General features: G+C 53.8%; 11 protein-coding genes. 7 read left to right on the forward strand and 4 right to left on the reverse strand.

The window, feature by feature from the left end:
* Positions 1–165: 165 nt before the first annotated feature.
* From DCC81_RS18115 to DCC81_RS18130, 4 genes are all read left to right on the forward strand, one after another.
* Positions 166–996 carry an SGNH/GDSL hydrolase family protein gene (locus DCC81_RS18115; protein WP_108687990.1) on the forward strand — a complete coding sequence of 277 codons (831 nt, stop codon included), beginning with the start codon at positions 166–168 and terminating at the stop codon, positions 994–996.
* Positions 997–1,046: 50 nt separating this feature from the next.
* Positions 1,047–3,023, forward strand: a complete 1,977-nt coding sequence (locus DCC81_RS18120) for a KUP/HAK/KT family potassium transporter (protein ID WP_205686361.1) — start codon at positions 1,047–1,049, stop codon at positions 3,021–3,023.
* 32 nt (positions 3,024–3,055) lie between these two features.
* Positions 3,056–4,036 carry an amidohydrolase family protein gene (locus tag DCC81_RS18125; protein ID WP_108687992.1) on the forward strand — a complete coding sequence of 327 codons (981 nt, stop codon included), beginning with the start codon at positions 3,056–3,058 and terminating at the stop codon, positions 4,034–4,036.
* Positions 4,037–4,105: 69 nt separating this feature from the next.
* Positions 4,106–5,242 carry a sialidase family protein gene (locus DCC81_RS18130; protein WP_108687993.1) on the forward strand — a complete coding sequence of 379 codons (1,137 nt, stop codon included), beginning with the start codon at positions 4,106–4,108 and terminating at the stop codon, positions 5,240–5,242.
* 88 nt (positions 5,243–5,330) lie between these two features.
* Here DCC81_RS18130 and DCC81_RS18135 read toward each other — a convergent pair whose 3' ends face one another.
* The 3 genes from DCC81_RS18135 to DCC81_RS25590 form a co-directional block, all read right to left on the reverse strand.
* A complete protein-coding gene (locus DCC81_RS18135; RefSeq protein WP_165806631.1) occupies positions 5,331–7,262 on the reverse strand; it encodes a sialate O-acetylesterase in 1,932 nt (643 codons plus the stop codon).
* A 331-nt stretch (positions 7,263–7,593) separates the two neighbouring features.
* A complete protein-coding gene (locus DCC81_RS18140) occupies positions 7,594–7,836 on the reverse strand; it encodes an RNA recognition motif domain-containing protein (RefSeq protein WP_108687995.1) in 243 nt (80 codons plus the stop codon).
* A 125-nt stretch (positions 7,837–7,961) separates the two neighbouring features.
* Positions 7,962–8,135, reverse strand: coding sequence for a hypothetical protein (locus DCC81_RS25590; protein WP_165806632.1), 174 nt, complete (start codon positions 8,133–8,135; stop codon positions 7,962–7,964).
* 63 nt (positions 8,136–8,198) lie between these two features.
* Here DCC81_RS25590 and DCC81_RS18145 point away from each other — a divergent pair, with 63 nt between their 5' ends.
* The gene (locus DCC81_RS18145) at positions 8,199–8,417 is read left to right on the forward strand and encodes a hypothetical protein (protein WP_108687996.1); all 219 of its coding nucleotides are present in this window, start codon (positions 8,199–8,201) and stop codon (positions 8,415–8,417) included.
* 21 nt (positions 8,418–8,438) lie between these two features.
* Here DCC81_RS18145 and DCC81_RS18150 read toward each other — a convergent pair whose 3' ends face one another.
* A complete protein-coding gene (locus DCC81_RS18150) occupies positions 8,439–10,796 on the reverse strand; it encodes an alpha-L-rhamnosidase-related protein (protein ID WP_108687997.1) in 2,358 nt (785 codons plus the stop codon).
* Between the two features lie 561 nt (positions 10,797–11,357).
* Between DCC81_RS18150 and DCC81_RS18155 the strand changes: the two genes are divergently transcribed.
* Together DCC81_RS18155 and DCC81_RS18160 are read left to right on the forward strand one after the other, a co-directional pair.
* Entirely contained in the window at positions 11,358–16,568 is a 5,211-nt protein-coding gene (locus tag DCC81_RS18155; protein WP_133177708.1) for an MBG domain-containing protein, read from the forward strand.
* Positions 16,569–16,581: 13 nt separating this feature from the next.
* On the forward strand, positions 16,582–17,919 hold the full coding sequence (locus tag DCC81_RS18160; protein ID WP_108687999.1) for an OmpA family protein: 1,338 nt from the start codon (positions 16,582–16,584) through the stop codon (positions 17,917–17,919).
* The last annotated feature ends 36 nt before the right edge of the window (positions 17,920–17,955 follow it).

The raw sequence follows: 17,955 nt of genomic DNA on the forward strand, positions 1-17,955 counted from the left end.
TGTTGCCGTTTTTGGGTAAGCATAACGTGGCGCCGGGCGGCATCAGAAATATAAAATAATTTTGGGAAGATGCGTAACATTCTTCCCGGATCACGCAGGGAAGCTTTCGTATATTTGCTCCCGGTCTGTTACTATTTTCTTTCCTGTTAATGTTACCTGCTTATCATGAAAAAGCTCCTCTTCTTATATATTGTGTTGTTGCCGCTTTTTTCCTTCACTCCCAAAGCAGTGGTGTGGGTAGCCGTTGGCGATTCCTTTACTTACCTGAATGACCACCTGGATGAAACGGGGAACCGGGTTACCCAGGGCTACCTGACCCGCGTAGCAGCCGGCTTCCCGGGGTTGCGCTACATTAACCAGGGCCATAATGGCTGGAAAGCAACTGACATTGCCGGCAATATAGATCAACTGGGCCTTGTGAAAGCGGATGTATACACCGTGCTGCTGGGCACTAATGACTGGTGGGGCGGCCGTCCGCTGGGCACCCTGGATGATTATAAAAATAACACGGGTAATGCCACCACCTTTGGCGCCTTCCGTATCATTATTGACAAGTTGCGGGCCCTCAATCCCGCTGCCGGAATAGTGCTCATTACGCCCATGCAACGCAATGATTTTGTGTACATCCTCGATCCCAATAATAATGCATACGGCTCCTACAAACCGAAGAACGGGCAAACCCTGGAAGCCTTTGCCAATGCGGTACGGGACATCGGCAAGCTGGAAAAACTGCCCGTAATAGACCTTTACCATGACCGGCAACTGGACCTCTCACAACTCGTCCATTTCAAACGGCTTAAAGATACCGCCACCGGCCATTACGAAAATTACCGCTTCCCGGCAAGCGCCGGCATCCCGTTTGATCCTAAGCATGATGCCTATCCTTACCCGCAGGAGGCGATGGACATTACGTATGATGGCCTGCATCCTTCGGATAAGGGCAATGCGATCATTGCGGGCAAGATCATCCGCGCTTTCAAACAACTGGGCCTTTAACAACGGTCACCCTATAACGGAGGAATTCACGGGGAAAAAATCAATGGCTGATGAACAGGGATTCGATCAATAAATTATCTGCGGCTGGGCTGATAGTGGCGCTGGGGGTGATCTACGGGGACATTGGGACCTCGCCGCTGTACGTATTGTCTGCTATCATAAAAAATAAGGCGGTCACGGATGAACTGGTGCTGGGCGCTTTGTCGCTCGTGATCTGGACACTCACCATGCAAACCACGGTGAAGTATGTGCTGCTGATCCTGAAGGCAGACAACCGGGGGGAAGGTGGCATTTTTGCCCTGTATGCACTCATTCGGCGGCGGCGCAGGTGGCTGGTGATACCCGCCATGATAGGCGGTGCGTCCCTGCTGGCGGATGGCATTATTACCCCGCCCATGTCGGTAACGTCGGCCGTGGAAGGGCTGCGCAATATCCCGCTGCTGCACGGCATTACAGACAACACCATCGTTATTATCGTGCTGGTCATCATCCTGCTGCTGTTCTTTATCCAGCAGTTTGGTACGGCTTCCATCGGTAAGCTGTTTGGTCCGATAATGCTGCTCTGGTTTGTGATGCTGGCAGTGTTAGGCCTATTACACCTGGGAGATTATCCTGCGGTGTTCAAAGCATTCAATCCCTGGTACGGTTTGCGGCTGCTGATCACTTACCCGGGCGGGTTCTGGATCATGGGCGGTGTATTCCTGTGCACTACCGGTGCGGAGGCGCTCTACTCTGACCTGGGCCATGCGGGCCTGCCTAACATACGCATCTCCTGGCTGTTTGTGAAAACCTGTTTGATCCTGAATTACCTGGGCCAGGGCGCCTGGCTGCTGGTGCATAACAAGGGCATCGTAGTGACACAACAACTCATTGATGCGGGATTCAATTCATTTTATGGTGTAATGCCATCCTGGTTCGTGATGACCGGCATCGTGGTAGCGGCTACCGCCGCGGTAATAGCCAGCCAGGCCCTGATCAGCGGTTCGTTTACTCTGGTGAGTGAAGCCATGCGCCTGAACCTGTGGCCCCGCATGGCCATCCGTTATCCGTCGGAGCTCAGGGGACAATTATTCCTTCCGGGCGTAAACCTGTTATTGCTCATCGGGTGCTGCGGGGTAGTGCTGCATTTCCGGAAATCGAGCAATATGGATGCAGCCTATGGGCTGGCCATTACATTGTGTATGTTGGCTACCACCATCCTGTTCACTAACTACCTGGTGCAGCGCCGGGTGCGGCCTTTGTTCATCTATGCTTTCCTGACCGTGTACCTCACGATTGACGGCACTTTCCTGGTGGCTAACCTGGTGAAGTTCCGCGAGGGCGGCTACATTGCCCTCATCGTGGCAGGCCTGTTGTTTGCCGTGATGTTCATCTGGTTCAGGGCCCGGAAGATCAAACAGCGGTATATGGCAGTGGAGCGGTTGCAGCCCCACGTGGAGTTACTGGGAGAGTTGAGCAACGATGCTTCCATTCCCCGGTATGCCACGCACCTGGTGTATCTCACCACGGCGGAGTCGCCGGCGGAGATAGAAAGCAAGGTCATTTATTCCATCCTGCGCAAGCAACCCAAGCGCGCAGATATTTACTGGTTCCTGCATGTGGATACGGTGGATGATCCGTACACCATGGAATATGAAGTAAAACAAATGCTGACCAATGACCTGATCCGCGTGGATTTTCACCTGGGCTTCCGCGTACAACCCCGGCTGGACCTGATGTTCCGCAAAGTAGTGCAGGACCTGGTGATCAACCGGGAGGTGGATGTAACGAGCCGGTATGAAAGTCTGGAAAAGCATAACATCATTGGTGATTTCACGTTCGTGGTGCTGGAAACTTATTTGAATAATGACCGCGACCTGGACTACTTTGACCGGATGATCATGCGGCTGTACCTGTGGCTGAAGTCTGTAAGCCTTTCTGATGAAAAGGCCTTTGGGCTGGAGGCCAACAACGTGGTGGTGGAACACACCCCGCTGGATGTGAATTTCCACCACGGTATTAAAATGAAGCGGGTATACCCGCATTGACAGCGTTCCTTTATTCTTAAAACAACGGATCTATGCGCATCATTACGCTTGAAGAACATCTTTCCTTTCCGGAAATGGCGGCCCAGGTGCCGCAGGAAGCACTGGGCAACTTTGGAAAATCGCCCCGCATGCAGCAACTGGCGCCCCTGCTGGAAGACATCACCGGCCAGCGGCTGGCATCTATGGACCGTAACGGCATCAGCATGCAGGTGCTTTCTGTAGACAGCGCCGGCGCTAATTTGCTGGATGACGAAAAAGCACCCGCTTTTGCCACCCGTTATAATGACCTGATTGCAGCACGCATTGCGGATCACCGCGATCGTTTCACTGCGTTTGCACACCTGCCCACCACCGCGCCCGTGGCGGCTGCGGATGAACTGGAGCGCGTAGTGAAGGATTACCGTTTTTGTGGCGCTATGATCCGTGGTGTAACCCGTGACCAATTCCTGGACCACCCTAAGTTTGCGCCTATCTTTGAAAGGGCAGAGCGGCTGAATGTACCGTTGTACCTGCATCCCGGTTTGCCGCCCAAAGGTGTGGCGGATATCTATTACAGCCAGCTCTCGGGCAATGAAGGCATGGTGGAAGCCCTGGCCTGCTACGGGTGGGGATGGCATTCAGAAACAGCATTGCACGTACTGCGCCTTTTCTACGCCGGTATTTTTGATCAGTATCCCAGGCTGAAGATCATCATTGGTCATATGGGGGAAATGCTGCCCATGATGATGGCGCGTTCCGGGCGGGCCCTGGCCCCTGGCATGGGAGGTGCCAATCAACGCACACTGGCAGATACTTTCCGGGAGCAGGTGTTCATCACCACGAGCGGATTTTTTACACAACCCCCGTTTAAACTGGCGTTGGAAACCATTGGGCTGGACAACCTGTTATTTTCCGTGGACTATCCTTTCAGCACCAACGAAATGGGCCGGGAGTTCCTGGACAATACAGGCCTCTCCGTGCCAGACCTGGAAAAACTGGCGTACCGCAATGCAGCCCGTGTGCTGGGCCTGTAGCGGGGCTTGACATCGCTGAAACTTTTCCCTTTCTTTGTTCCGGCGGTCATCAACCCCGCCGGAAACCATATGAAACGATCTTCCACGTGCCTGCTGCTCCTGCTGGCCTGCAGTGCTGCCATTGCCCAAACCAACAAGCCGTTGCGATGGTCGGCCCCCATTACCATTAATGATGTTCCAGTTTTCAAAGACAGCGGCGCGGTGCCGGCAGCTGGCGTGGGAAGCCGCCGCCATCACGGGCGTTACGGCTCCCAGTATGCACGCCTGCTCATGCTCCGCGATGGCTCCTGGCTGGCCGGTTACACCGTTTCCCGCCAGGAAGGCTACGACCGTAACAAGCCGTTCGATGCAACAGCCACCGGCGGCCTGGAACTGGAAGTATCGCGCAGTACGGACCAGGGTAAGTCCTGGAACATTATTGCCAACATTGCTGAACCGGGCCGTGACCTGGATAATGCACAACTCATTGAAACGCCCCAAGGCGCTGTGCTACTGGCCTGCCGTAGTGTGCGGTGGCAGGAGTCTTACATTTTGCGGCTGTATAAAAGCGATGATAAGGGAAATCACTGGGCGCCTTACAGTGTTATCGATTCTACCGCTGGTGCGCCGGGCGCTTTGGGAAACCCGGATAAAGGCATTTACGAGCCGCACTGCTACTACCTGAAAGACGGGCGCCTGGCCGTGCAGTACGCCAATGAAAAACATGTGGTGGAGACACCCTCTTACTCACAGATCATTTCTGAAAAGATCTCGCCGGACAATGGTAAAACATGGGGCCCGGAAATATGGGTAGCTTATGAACCGGGGCATCCGGCATCGCGGCCCGGCATGCCGGTGTGGACGCGGATGAAGAATGGTAAATATATCACAGTGTACGAGATCTGCGGCCCGGAGAAATGCAATATCTATTACAAGACCAGTGAAGATGGCATCCATTGGCCGGTAGGCCTGGGCCATCCCATCCCGGACCAGATGGGAGGCCCGTTCATTGTGAGTTTAAAAGATGGGCGCCTGCTGGTGAGCTCTAATGTCAACAATATTTCCGGGAGTGATGATTTTGGCAAAACGTGGAGCAGCCTGGGTACGCCCTGGCAGCAGATCCTGTGGAGTGCGTTGTACCAGGCACCTTCCGGCCAGGTGATCTCCGTGAATTCCGCAAAGCGGGAAGAAGGCGGGAACAATATTCAAATGGTGGTAACGAAATGATAAGCACCCCCCGTTATATAAAACAAAAAGGACTGCACCGGCATGGGTGCAGTCCTTTTTGTTTAAGGATGGTTATTTATTTATTTATTTATTTCAACGCTTCCGAAGTAAATGAGCTGGCCGGCAATCCTTTGCCATTGAACAAGGTGCCCTGTGCAGTAGCATAGAATGCATACCGCACGCCTTTGGGTGCTTTCACATCCGGGCTGGTCACGGTCACCTGTTCCCCGGAAATGCTGGCCTGTGCCGGCTTCCAGCTGCCATCTGCATCCTGCAGCTCAAAGTCTTTCAACTTATCACCCACAACGCTCAGGCCTCCGTCGGTGTTAGTGAAGGATACCACTACTTCATTGCCTTTCACTTCAAACCCGCTGTATAACGGTCCCGAATATACGCCGTCTGTTTTCCGGTAGGTTTTGTTCAGCGCCCACAGTGCCAGGCGCTTGCCTACATCCTGTTTATCCGCGGGGTGGATGTTGCCGGTCTCGCCAATGTCCATGGTTACGGCCATGCCTGTATTGGGCGCCAGTTTCAGGGTTCTGCGCTGTGCATCGCGGAGGGCGGCTGCCTGTGTGCTGTCGCCTCCGTAACCGAAGGGCGCTATCTGTACAAAGTAGAAGGGGAAGTTACCTTCCTGCCAGTGATTGCGCCAGTCTTTGATCATCAGCGGGAACAGGCGGGTGTATTGTGCTGCGCGGCCCACGTTTGCCTCGCCCTGGTACCAGATGGCGCCTTTGATGGCGTAAGGTACCAGTGGTGCAATCATGGCGTTGTAGAGCACAGAAGGCTGGTTGGGTGAATTGCCTACCGCAGGCTGGGGCTTTACTTTAGCAACAGCGTACTGCCAGGTGCCGCCCAATGCAATGCCGGCGCCAGGCTGCTGGTCCGCCGGGTACAGCGCCAGCTGGGAAGGTTTTCCGTACATGCCGCCGTTGCCACCATCATCGATCACTTTTACCACAAGGGTGTTGCTGCCGGCTTTTACCAGCGATGCAGGAATACGGTAATGACGTTCCGCCATCCACGTGAAGCCCTGCATAGTGCTGTCTATGGGCTGGCCATTGAAGTAAGTGATATCACGGTCGTCAATAGGGCCCAGGTCCAGCTTCAGGTCTTTGCCGGCCCAGGTGGCGGGAATATCAACGGTGCGTTTAAACCATACAATGCCGTCCAGGGAGGGTTGCCCAAGTGATTCCCAGTAGCCGGGCACCTGCATGGTGGCCCATTGGAGGGAAGGTGCGTTGTAATCGCTACGGTCTGCCAGGGCGCGTTGCCAGCCGGCTGCATGAATGCTGTCCTGCAGTTGCATGGCTTTCAGGTGGTGGCGGATGGAATCCACCCGGTCCAGGTCTTTGTTAAAGTCCTGCATGCCACGCAGGGCGGGTGCGCTGGTCCATGCTTCCGCAATGGTGCCACCCCAGCTGGTGTGGATGAGACCAATAGGTACGTGCAGTTGCTGGTACAACTGGCGGCCAAAGAAATAAGCAGTGGCGCTAAAACTGCCTACCGTTGTGGGAGCGCAGGTAGCCCAGCTACCTTTTACGTCTTCCTGGGGCGCAAAGCCCACGGCTTTGTCTACCGTAAACATGCGGATGGAAGGGTAGTTGGCGTCCGCTATTTCCGTGGCGGAGTTTTGGATGGGCGTGCCGGCTCCCCAGCCCTGTACGGGCATTTCCATGTTAGACTGGCCGGAGCAGATCCACACTTCACCTATCAATATGCCGTGTAGTGTTTTTGTTTCATTGGCTTTGATCGTTACCTCGTAAGGGCCGCCGGCTTTGGGCGTGGGGAGTTTTACCATCCATTTGCCGTCTTTGCCGGCCACGCCGGTTACCGCTTTGGAAGACCAGCTGCCGCTTACGCTTACAGTTTGCCCGGGTGTGCTCCAGCCCCAGATGGGCGCATTGGTGGCTTGTTGCAATACCATGCTGTCTGTAATAAAAGCAGGCAGCTTCACCTGGGCGGCTGCATACCCGGCAGGAGCCAGGGCCAGGCCCAAAAGCGCAAATAGTTTCGTCATAACGTGCATTTAGTATAAAAATGGTTCCATGTAATAAGACACCGGAGGGCTTCCGCACCGCCATACCGGATGGCGGGATAAGATATAAAAAAATATCTTCCGGCAGGCATTTACGCGGCAGGGGACATAACTTTACCTGCATGGCTGTTATCCATGCGGAGGTGGCAGGTGGGGGAGGGGATTGGTGCGGTATTGCTGGCGCTGTTCTCCCTGGTTTTACAGGCAGGAAAGGCCGCACAGGTAAACCCCCGTACAGCGTTTACGGACAGCATTAACTGGAAAGGCTCAATTGCTAAGAAATAACTGCCATGCCCGGTAGAGGGCAGCAAAACTATACGTTGGGAACAGTTTCTTCCACCTGTATGTAGCGGTTCATAAAAAGCAGGTTGTGTAAGGATGCAATGGCGTTGACACCAGCTTCATGGTCTATCTCTACCAGGGCAATGCCTACAGAGTCACCGTTATAGCGGTTCATCGCAATTCTTACAAAAGAAATAAGTCCAAAAGGAACAAACAGGTCTACAAGATGGGACACGGTAGTGAGCCGGTTGAGATTACTGACACGTAAGCGCATGCTATAAGTTTTTATAGATGATCCTAAACTGGCCGGTAATAGCGAAAGGAGAGCATGGATAAATGCGGGAGGTCATTTTTTTGGCCAGGAAGTGGAAGTTACGCATTTAATTGTACAATATCTAATTAATTATTCCTACATTCATCCCCGTTTATCTTCTTTTTACCTGGCCGTTTCTTCAGGCCAGCGCGCGGACTGATCTTCACCCGCACCCCTGCCAGGGTAGCTCCCTGGCAGGCATAAGCATACCGAATAGCGGCCCGCAGGCCGTGCTCCATTATAAGCAGGTTGGTGCTCATCTTACAACATGCGCATGTTACACCAGTGGTCCCTGGTGCATTTCTTTATTTAAAATTCATATCATGGCGAAATCTCAGGCATCTTTTGCGAAGAAACAACGGGAAAAAAAGAAGTTGCAAAACCAACAGGCGAAAAAAGAAAAGATGCAGGAGCGCAAAGACCATAAAGAAAAAGGCAAAAGCCTGGAAGATATGATGGCCTACCTGGATGAGAATGGCAATCTTACGGACACTCCCGTGGATGTCACCAAGAAAGTGCCCGAAGAACGCAATGATTCCTGAAGCGTTAAAATCTGCTACCAGCTATAACTTCAGCATATTAGCGCCCGCCTTCAGCGGATAATTTTTCCCTTTCCACGTAAATGTGCCGGTAGTGTTTGCCGGCAGGCTTACGCGCATTTCCCAATGCCCGTTGCGCAGGTGATAGTCCACGCTGATCTTGCCATTTGGATGGGGCATCTCACCACCCAGGTCCCTGAGCCTGCCCGGGTGCGGGGTGATCTTCACCCTGGTAAAGCCCGGTGCATCACTGTCGATGCCCAGTACGGTGCGGAAAAATTCAATATTGGGACTGCTGCCCCATGCATGGCAGTCAGAACGGGTAAAGTCAATGTTGGAATCTTCCGTCCAGGTGGTGAGGCCGGCGGCAATATTCTTGCGCCAGATATCCAGCCAGTCCAGGTACCCATCGCCCAGGCCCGCTTTTACCAGGGCCTGGTGGAGGTAGTATTTGAAATAAATGCTGCATTGCGTAAGCGATTGATCCGTGAGCATGCGCTGGCCCGCTGCCTGCGCGGCTGGGCCTTTCACCATGCCGGTGAGGATAGCCAGGGAGTTAGCATGCTGGGAGAATTTATTTTTCTCCGGTGTATCCGCATACAATCCCTTTTCAGTGCTCCAGTATTTGTGCTGGATGGACCGCTGCAATTGCTGCGCTTTCTGCTGGTATAGCGTGGCGTAATAGGGAATGCCGGTCTTGCTTTCCAGTGCGGCGGCCCATTGGTAAGCCATAAGCAATTGCAGGTCCAGGATGGCGGAGCTTCCGTCTGCTCCCTTTGGTGGTGCGCCTACAAACCAGCCGTCGCCCCCGGCCCAATCCACGAAGGTCCAGTAGGGTGTGTTTTTCAGGGAGCCGGTGCTGTCCTGGAACTGGCTGAAGAATTTCAGGATGCCGCGTGCGCCCGGCAGTTTGTCTGCAATAAAAGCATTGTCGCCCCGGTACATCCAGTAGTCGTGCAGCATACCAATGTACCATAAGGAAAAGGGTGAGATCACCTGGGTGCTGCGCGTAGGGAAGCGGCTGAGGGTAACGCCGTCGGCCAAACGGGAATGGTCCATCAGTTCAATGGCATTGCGCGCCAGGCGGTCGTCATCACTGTTGTAATAGCTGATGGTGGCCTGTACACGGGTATCGCCAATGTATTGCAGCTGCTCGTAGTAAGGGCAGTCTGTGTACGTTTCCCATGCATTCAGGCGGGCGGTGCGCCAGCCTATTTCCAGTATTTTTTTGATCTCCGCATCATCCGTATGGAACTGGGCCGGCGCTTTAAAAGGATAGCCGGTGAAGGTGCCGTAAATATCATCAATGGTCAGGGGCTCGTCCTGCGTGTGCACGCGCAACTGCAGGTAGCGGAAAGTGCGGAAGTTAAGGTTGGTATAGGTTTGTGCATCCGTACCATCAGATACCAGGCTGTCCATACGGCCGGAAAACAATTTGCCATCCACCTGGTCACGGTTGCCCTTGCGCGCTCCGTATTGCGTAAATTCTTCCACCAGTGACTCTGCATAACGAAGGGAAATGCCGGCGCCCGTGCCTTTGCTGAAAGCCAGCGTTACATAAGCATTGGTATTGAAGGTCTGGTCCAGCAGCAGGGTGGCGGTGGTGTGAGCGGGAATGATCACCGCGGTTCTTTGCCCCGGAAAGCCAGTGGGCGCGGGGATGCCCTCCGCTTTGCGCAAGGTGGGAATGCGCTGGTAGGTCATTTCCATGGGCGGCAGGGGGCAGGGCACCAGCATCCATCCCAGTCCGTCCGACTGGCCTTTGGGCTGGGCGCCAAAGAGGTTGGCGGCCTTCGGCCAATGGCTGTCGTCAAAGTCAGGGGCCATCCAGTTGCGGATGGTTTTGGTGCGGTCCACCATTTCGCCGGTGCTGGCGGCAAAGATGGCGGGGAGGGGCTGGTAAGCATTGTCTTTGGCGCATTTCCAGCTATCGTTGGTGTTCAGTATTTCTTCTTTAACAGTATTGCCCTGCAGCATGAAAGCGGTGCGCACGGAGATCTGCGCTTCCGGGCGGAAATCGGCTTCATTCCACACGATGGCCGTCACCAGGTTGTGGCCTGCCTGCAGGTAGGGGGCCAGGTCCACGGTGGCGTAGTTCCAGTGGTAGGTGTCATTGCGCGCAGGGCCCAGTGATACCAGGGTGCCGTTTACAAACAGTTTATAACGGTTGTCTGCCGATACGTGCACCAGGAAACTATCCGGCCGGGCGGCGAGATCAAATTTTTTCCGGAAATAATACACACCGTAAGCATGTTCATTTTCTCCCGGCAGGGCTATCCAGTTGGCATGCCAGGTCTGTGGGTGTGGTAGTGTGGAAGCGGTGGACGCATGGCAGGAAATGATCGACAGCAAAGCAAGGCTAAGGGTAAAGAGCAGTTTCATCTTATCTTTTTGGTTTCGCGAACGTGGTAGTAAAAGCATAAAGATATTCAATGTGATGGCTTTAACTGTCTTGTACTGTCTGCGAGGGTGGCGGGACCCGGTAGGTCTGCCTGTATGTTCCTGTAAAAAATTACTTCCGCCTTCTTCCTCCTGCGCTCTCCGCATTAAAATAATACACAACGACTTACGCAAAGCCCCTGTTTACATATAGCCAGATCCGTTATACCATGCACCTCATTTTTCTTGCGTATGTCAGTTTTTTTTGCTTGTATTGTGCTCCGAAATTGAATTGGTTCGTCGTAGATTTTCATAGCAAGAGCGGCTATTCCGCGTTATTACTGCCAACGTTTTTATGTTTTTAAGCACGCCATGGCGTGCAGTAGGTGCTTTTTAGATCCCTAGCAATAGGTCCCGATATACCATGGATTGCCAACGCAATATCAACCGTGCGCCGTTAGCGTGCCCATCCAGCTTTCCTTGCCTTTCCGCCTTGCCATCCCGGCACAGGTGTTTTTTGCATTTCCAGACAGTTACTATTTAATTGATCTTATAAGATTTTAGATGAAGAAAATTTTACGCCTGTTGCTCTTGTTGTTCGCGGTATTTTGGAATAGCGCCAGTATTATGGCCGCAGTGCCGTTGCATGCCCTTCCGGGTGGGCATGCGGAGTTGAAACAGCGTGTAGCCCCGCCCGTGGCCGTCAATGACGATTACAGCGTGGCGAAGAATACGGTCCTGCAGGTGAGTACCGCAAATGGTGTGATGGCTAATGACTTGTACGATGTGGGCCTGGTGCCGGGAGTTGATCTTATTATGGAGCAGGCAACTTCTCCGCAACATGGAAACGTGTTGATTAACCAGGACGGTAGTTTTGATTACATCCCTTACCCCAACTACGTTGGTGATGATAACTTTAACTATTACATAGGATACAGTGGTGGTCCCAGTAACACCGTTACAGTAACCATCCACGTGAAACAGCCACCGGTGACGGTTAATGATGATTATAATGCGATAATGAACACCACCCTGACGGTAAGCCTGCCGCAAGGGGTGATGCAAAATGACATCTATGATGCGGGATTGGTGCCGGGCCAGGATCTTATCATGCAGCAGGCAACGGGCGCGCAGCATGGAACAGTGACCATTCATGGCGATGGCACTTTCTCGTATACCCCGAACACCGGTTATGCAGGAGATGACGCCTTTGATTATTACATTGGTTACAGCCTTGGCCCCAGTAATATTTCCACGGTGACCATTCATGTGAAAAAGCCAGCCGTGGCGGTGGAAACATTACCTGCTGCCATGACCACCACATATGGTACGGCTTCCACGGCCGCTGGTTTCCATGTATCGGGGACTAACCTGAGCGGCAATATTACCATCACGGCGCCGGCCCATTTCGAGGTAAGTGCGGATGGTGGTGCCACTTTTGGCGCCACGGCCACAGTTATGGCAACCGCAAACCAGGTGAACACAACGAATGTCCTGGTGCGCCTGAAGGCGGATGCGGATGCAGGTACTTATAATGAAATAATTACCGTGAGCAGCCAGGATGCAGATGCGGCGGATGCCATTATTCCTGCCAGTACGGTAAACCCGTTGAGTGTGACGGTGCAGCCTGATAATGCTACTAAGGTATACGGGGATGCAGACCCTGTTTTAACCTATACTGTTACACCTGCACTAATAGGTGCGGACGTGTTTTCCGGTGCCTTGACAAGATCTCCGGGTGAGGATGTAAACAGTTATGCTATTTCAGCGGGCTCTTTATCATTGAGCGCTAATTATTTGCTTACAGTTTCTCCAGGTACGTTCACCATTACGGCCCGCCCCCTCACTATTTCCGGTACTACCGGGCAGTCCAAAACTTATGGTGATGCGGATCCAGTATTAACTTATAGTGTCTCACCGACGCTGCAACCCGGCGATGCCTTTACAGGTGCATTGTCCAGGGATCCTGGTGAAAACGTAGGGTCTTATGCCACCACCCTGGGTACCCTCAGTGCCGGCAGCAATTACACCCTGGTGTTTGTGCCAGGTAATCTACTGGTTACCCCGAAGCCTGTTACGGTAACAGCGGATGCGCGAAGCAAAACCTACGGCGATGCAGATCCTGCATTGACCTACACTTTTTCACCATCACCGTTGCCAGGCGATGTTTTCTCCGGCAGCCTTACGCGCGCTTCCGGCGAAGATGTGGGCAGCTATGCTATCAGCCAGGGCAGCCTTTCGCTGGGCACCAATTACGTTATAAACTTTACCGGTGACAATCTCACCATTGGCACAAAAGCCATCACGGTAACGGCGGATGCGCGAAGCAAAACCTACGGCGATGCGGATCCTGCATTGACCTATACTTTTTCACCATCACCGTTGCCAGGCGACGTTTTCTCCGGCAGCCTTACGCGCGCGCCCGGTGAGCATGTGGGCAACTACGCCATCAGCCAGGGCAGTCTTTCACTAGGCAGCAACTATGTATTGATCTTCACCGGTAATAACCTGGCCATTGGTGCAAAAACAATCAACGTAACGGCCGATCCAAAAACAAAAGCCAGTGGCGTTATGGATCCTGTACTGACGTATACTTACACACCTGCATTGATAACCGGCGATGTCTTTACCGGCACGCTTACAAGGGATCCGGGTGAAAGCGTGGGCATTTATCCTATCCGCCTGGGCACGCTTACACCGGGCAGCGATTACCTGGTGAACTATACCGGTGATAATCTAACGATCTCCGCCAAGGTGATCACCGTAACGGCAACTGCACAAAGCAAAACGTATGGCGATGCCGATCCGGCACTGACTTACAGCTTCACACCTGCACTGGATGCGGGAGACACCTTTAGCGGCACCCTCTCCAGGGCCCCGGGTGAAGCGGTGGGCAGCTATGCCATCAACCAGGGTTCGCTCACGTTGCCGGCCCAATACGTGATCGCATTTAACAGCGCTAACCTCTCCATTGGTCAAAAGACAATTGCGGTAACCGCGGATGCGCAAACGAAAACCTACGGGGATGCCGATCCTGCGCTGACTTATACTTTCACACCTTCACTGGTAACGGGCGATACTTTTACCGGTAGCCTTTCCCGTGCTGCCGGGGAGAACGTGGGCAACTACACCATTAACCAGGGAACGTTGTCGCTGAACAGCAACTACCAGCTCACTTTCACCGGTGCTGGCCTCTCCATCACGCCCAAAGCGATTACGATAACAGCAGATGCACAAGCGAAGGAATATGGTGCTGCCGATCCTGCATTCACCTACACGCACAACCCCGCACTGGTGGACAGCGATGCCTTCACCGGCACTCTCACCCGCGATCCTGGCGAGAACGTAGGCAGCTACGCCATCCGCCAGGGTACATTAGCACTGGGCAGTAATTACACGCTGAGCTTTGTTACGGCAAACCTGAACGTTGGCGTGAAAACCATCACTGTAACGGCCCACGCACAAAGCAAAACATATGGTGATGCCGATCCTGCACTGACCTATACTTACACGCCGGCACTCACCGGTACGGACGCCTTCACCGGCACACTGACCCGCGATCCTGGCGAGAACACAGGTAGCTACACCATTAAACAAGGCACACTGGCATTGAGCAGCAATTATGTTGTTGTGTATAATGGCGACAACCTGGTCATCAGCCCCAAAACTATTACCGTAACGGCGGATGCGAAAAACAAGGCGTATGGCGACGCAGATCCTGCATTGACCTATACCAACGCACCTGCGTTGCTGGGCAGTGATGCCTTCACGGGCAGCCTTACCCGCGCAGCGGGAGAAAATGCAGGTATCTACGCTATCAGCCAGGGGAGCCTGTCTGCAGGTGGTAACTACATCATCACTTTCACCGGTAATGACTTTACGATCACTAAAAGGACGGTAAATGTTACGGCCGTGCCCAAGCAGAAAAGCTATGGGGATGCAGACCCTGCGCTCACCTACACCTTTGCCCCGGCACTGGTCCCCGGCGATGTATTTACCGGCAGCCTTACCCGCGATGCAGGGGAGAATGTAGGCAACTACGCCATTAACCTGGGTACACTGTCGCTCAATGGCAACTACAATATTACCTTTACCGGTGCAGACCTCACTATCGGCGCCAAGCAGATCGATGTTACCGCCACCGCGATGAGCAAGACCTATGGCGATGCAGACCCGGTGCTGACCTATACGGTAGCCCAGGCCCTCATACCGGGCGATGTCTTTACCGGTACGCTTACCAGGGCCCCGGGTGAAAACGCCGGTGTGTATCCCATCCTGCAAGGCAGTCTTACCCTGGGCGGCAACTATGTGCTGCACTTCACCAGCGCAGACTTTACCATCAATAAGAAAACGATCACCATCACAGCGGATGCCGCCAGTAAGATCTATGGTGATGCAGACCCCGTGCTGACGTATACCTTTACCCCGGCCCCGATACCCGGCGACCAGTTTGTTGGCAGCCTGTCCAGGGCCCCGGGCGAGCATGTGGGCACCTACGCCATCAACCTGGGTACCCTGGCCCTGAATGCCAACTACGACCTGGCCTTCAACAGTGAAGACCTCACCATTGGTCAGCGAGCCATTACGGTAGCCGCAAAATCTGCCACGAAAATATACGGCGCGGCTGATCCTGTGCTGGGTTATGCAATCACCGCAGGTACACTGGTTCCCGGCGATGTATTCACTGGCAGCCTTACCCGCGATGCAGGAGAGAACGTGGGCAACTACACCATCCGCCAGGGTACCCTTACACCTGGTAATAATTACGCAGTGACCTTTACCGCGAATGTGTTCATCATTACAAAAGCAACACTGGCCATAACCGCCGATGCGCAAACGAAAGTGTATGGCACTGCAGACCCGGTGCTTACTTACCAGGCCACGGGCTTCCAGTTTGGAGATGATAACAACCTCTTCACGGGCACCCTCACCCGCGATCCGGGCGAGAATACAGGGGTATATGCCATCCTGCAAGGAACTGTATCGGCAGGCAACAACTACGTGCTTGTATACAACGGCAATAACCTTACCATCACCAAAGCGCCCCAGGCCATCACCTGGGATCAGCAGCTGATCAGCGGTTGCGGTGGCACAACCTCCATCCAGCTGAACGCAACGGCCAGCAGTGGCCTGCCGGTGACCTATACGGTAACCAATGTGAATGTAGCCACCGTGAGCGGCGACATCCTTATCCCGGTAGCACAGGGTGGCACCATTGTTACGGCTACACAACCCGGCGATGCAAACCATGAAGCTGCTGCACCCGTGGACAACAACTTTTCTTACCAGCTTTCCGGCCTGGTAAGGCCGCATTGGGATGATGTGCTGGTGTTTGATAACAGTAGTAACAATTATGTACAATGGCAGTGGTACAAAGATGGCAGCATGATCAATGGCGCTACCATGGCCTACTACAGCCAGTCCACTTCCCTGAGCGGCACTTACTACGTGGTGGTGAAAGATAAGAATGGCAATACGTCCCAGACCTGTCCTGTAACGCTCACAGCACCGGCTACAGCTACCGGTGGCATCAGGATCCAGCCTAACCCCGCACCGGCAGGAGCTACCGCTACCATCACGTGCAACTACACGGATGCTGCATTGCAGGGCGCTAAACTGACCATCACCAGCATTACCGGCGGTGTGTTGAAGGAGATCACGGCAGTACACCCCGTCATGCAGGTAAGCATGCCCAATACCGGTGGCCTGTACATCATCTCCCTGAGACTGAGCAATGGCCAGATCGCAAGTGTGAACGTAATGATAGCAGACTAATTTTTTAATTACAATGATGATGACCAAAAAGATCATATACCTCGGCATCTGCCTGTCCGTTCTTTGCGCACGGGCCGGCGCCCAGGAATTTGGAGTGGAAGTGAATGGTGGCATGCAGGGCCTGCACTATGACCAGGGTAAGCTTAAACCCGGTGGCTCACTGGGGCTTAATTATACCTTTCCGCTGGGCACCCATTGGGGCCTGCTCACCGGTATACAGGCCGGGTACTACCATGCCAAAGCCACGGTGAAAGACGGCACCCAGTTCTCTTCCTATATGGTGGATGACCAGGGGTCTGCCTTCCAGTATAAAGTAACGGCCACCGGTTATAAAGAAACCCAGCACTTCCTGGCGGCTGGCATCCCGGTGATGATCCAGTACCACACGGAAGGCAATACGCAATGGTACATTGCCGCAGGTGGCAAAGTACTGGTGCCTTTCAGTGGAGAAACAAAAGCCTCCGCACAGCAACTGGTACTTTCCGGCTACTACCCGGATGTGAACGTGGAGCTGAAAGACCTGCCCCAGCACGGTTTTGGTACGGTGAATAACTGGCAAAGCAAAACTACCAATGACCTGAAGCTGTCTGCCACAGCCAGCCTGGCCACTGGCGTCCGTTTTGAGTTGTCTGAAAAACTGCATCTCTATACCGGATTGTTCATAGATTATGGTGTGAATGATCTGCGGAAAGACGCACCGCCCACTACCTCCATCGTTACCTACAGCCCTACAGGCATTTCAAACGTACAAGGCACGGGCGTGATGCCCATGAGTGAGCATACAAAGCTGCTGGCTTATGGTATACAAGTGAGAGTAGGTTTTGGAGGCAATAGCAAAAGACAACACCGGTCCAAACAAGTTGAGGCAACGCCCGCACCGGCAGCCCCGGTACCGGCATCGCCTCCAGTCCCTGCGCCCACGCCTGCACCAGTGGCCGCCGCACCGGCGCCTGCGCCGGTAACGCCCGCTCCCGTACCTGCTCCGCCGGCCGCTACGCCCACCATGGCGGAAGCCGCCGTAGTAGCCGCTCCTGTGACCTTTGGTACGCTGGGTAAGATCACTGTTCCTGGAAGCCTGATCTCCCACCTGGACAGCGTAGCCGCCATCCTGCAGCAATACCCCAACCTGCGGGTAGCTATTGTGGGCCACACCTGCAACATTGGCACCCAAAAAGAAAACCAGCGTGTAGGCATGGCGCGCGCCAAAGCGGTAGCGCATTACCTGCACAATAAGGGCATTGCAGACAGTCGCATGGACATCAGCACGGTAGGGGAAAGCGATCCCGCACTGCCCAATACTTCTGAACATAACAGGCGGGTGAACAGGCGGGTAGTGGTGACCATAGAATAAAGTAATACACACGTTTAAATTGTAAAGGGCAAAGCG

Source organism: Chitinophaga parva (genome assembly GCF_003071345.1).
GTDB lineage: Bacteria > Bacteroidota > Bacteroidia > Chitinophagales > Chitinophagaceae > Chitinophaga > Chitinophaga parva.

Excerpts from the sequence above, each read along its gene's own strand:
- DCC81_RS18115 (WP_108687990.1), top strand. The coding sequence starts at position 166 with ATGAAAAAGCTCCTCTTCTTATATATTGTGTTGTTGCCGCTTTTTTCC.
- DCC81_RS18120 (WP_205686361.1), top strand. The coding sequence starts at position 1,047 with ATGAACAGGGATTCGATCAATAAATTATCTGCGGCTGGGCTGATAGTG.
- DCC81_RS18125 (WP_108687992.1), top strand. The coding sequence starts at position 3,056 with ATGCGCATCATTACGCTTGAAGAACATCTTTCCTTTCCGGAAATGGCG.
- DCC81_RS18130 (WP_108687993.1), top strand. The coding sequence starts at position 4,106 with ATGAAACGATCTTCCACGTGCCTGCTGCTCCTGCTGGCCTGCAGTGCT.
- DCC81_RS18135 (WP_165806631.1), bottom strand. The coding sequence starts at position 7,262 with ATGACGAAACTATTTGCGCTTTTGGGCCTGGCCCTGGCTCCTGCCGGG.
- DCC81_RS18140 (WP_108687995.1), bottom strand. The coding sequence starts at position 7,836 with ATGCGCTTACGTGTCAGTAATCTCAACCGGCTCACTACCGTGTCCCAT.
- DCC81_RS25590 (WP_165806632.1), bottom strand. The coding sequence starts at position 8,135 with ATGAGCACCAACCTGCTTATAATGGAGCACGGCCTGCGGGCCGCTATT.
- DCC81_RS18145 (WP_108687996.1), top strand. The coding sequence starts at position 8,199 with ATGGCGAAATCTCAGGCATCTTTTGCGAAGAAACAACGGGAAAAAAAG.
- DCC81_RS18150 (WP_108687997.1), bottom strand. The coding sequence starts at position 10,796 with ATGAAACTGCTCTTTACCCTTAGCCTTGCTTTGCTGTCGATCATTTCC.
- DCC81_RS18155 (WP_133177708.1), top strand. The coding sequence starts at position 11,358 with ATGAAGAAAATTTTACGCCTGTTGCTCTTGTTGTTCGCGGTATTTTGG.
- DCC81_RS18160 (WP_108687999.1), top strand. The coding sequence starts at position 16,582 with ATGATGATGACCAAAAAGATCATATACCTCGGCATCTGCCTGTCCGTT.